At 48.3% G+C, this 1,315-nt stretch carries 2 protein-coding genes; both read left to right on the top strand.

The annotated features are described in order from the left end of the window. Nucleotides 1–155: 155 nt before the first annotated feature. On the top strand, nucleotides 156–488 hold the full coding sequence (locus ACUHMQ_RS20765) for a hypothetical protein (protein ID WP_445297344.1): 333 nt from the start codon (nucleotides 156–158) through the stop codon (nucleotides 486–488). 346 nt (nucleotides 489–834) lie between these two features. Continuing rightward, nucleotides 835–1,071, top strand: a complete 237-nt coding sequence (locus ACUHMQ_RS20760) for a hypothetical protein (RefSeq protein WP_445297343.1) — start codon at nucleotides 835–837, stop codon at nucleotides 1,069–1,071. Nucleotides 1,072–1,315: the final 244 nt, after the last annotated feature.

The raw sequence follows: 1,315 nt of genomic DNA, 5'->3' as shown, positions 1-1,315 counted from the left end.
CTCTGACCGATGTTCAAAAACCATACGGACAGCGCGTTCTTTGACTTCTGGCGAATACTTGGTTGGCTTCTTCATAACTCCATTCTCTCAAGAAATGGAGCCTCCTCACTATCCGGGGGGATTCACTGCAGAGACAAGAAGTCATTTCAAATCGCATGCAGGAAAGCCTTATTGCAGCAAGAGCGCAAATTGATTTGCACGAAAAACTTAACAGAGAACTAAGAGCAAAGCGGATTACTTGCTTTCAAGTCATTGTCCCAAAAGCGTTATCCGAATGTGATGTTTTCATTTCCTGCTTTTGCTCTAACGAAGTGCTCCTGGCCGAGCTTGGTGATTTTCACTGGGTAACAACCAGCACGGGGTCGTGGAGTTCACTACCAATCTATACCGCCATGTGCCCTAACGGCATTACCTACAACTTTTTACCGCTTGAGCCATTCGACTCGCAGACGCTGGACAACCTGAACTTGATGAATGAATACGCATGAATGCCCATTGCACAATCAATTCAAGCCGTTCAGCCGTTCTTGAAGCATTAATGCGGCATAAGTCTGGCCTCACTTGGGGCGAGCTTCTCGTTTTGTGCCCACAAGCCGGGAGCAAATTGGATATAGCAATCACACTCCTGCAGATATCCGGGGACGTGGTTATTGATGACGACGTATACCGCTGCGGCCCGCACATCTTATCTGCCTAAGCCAGGAGCCTAGCCATGCACTACAGCATCTATCGAACCCTGCGTGCCTTCGGCATTAAACCTATCACTGCACTCCGCGCCGGAAATCTTATTCGCAACGTATTGCTTAAACAAAGCTTTGAAAAGGTCTCCCCGTCATGAACCAAGAAATTAAAGCAAAGCTTGTAACCGCCTCAGTAAAGATATCCGCACTACTTAGCGTTGTTGACTTTGCATATTGCGAAGAGACGGACCACTTGGCCAGTCTTCCGTATGACCTGAGACGGGGCAAAGAAGGCAAGGTTTTGAATCACAAAATAGCAGCGCTAGATAAAGCCATTGGATACCTGGGACAGGCGCGAGACCACATTGAACAAGCCTATGCTGGCGAATAACAACAACCAGGCCCACTAGTTAACCCTCACGCCGAGCCCCTGCTAACGCGGGTGCTCCACGAGGTGGTTAACACAATCAACAGGAATTACCCATGAAAAACAATAACGGCGACACCGAAATGTGAGGTAGCCTGAATTCCGTAGACACACCTGATTGGTAAACTTGAGCCAACAGGAGGCTGCGGTGAGTAAGAGAGAAACACAAAGCTATACGTCGGAATACCGAGCGGAAGCCATCAAGTTA

This window comes from Chitinimonas violaceus (assembly GCF_052601015.1).
The sequence above is the reverse complement of the archived record's forward strand: the minus strand, read 5'-3'. Positions and strand labels throughout refer to the sequence as shown.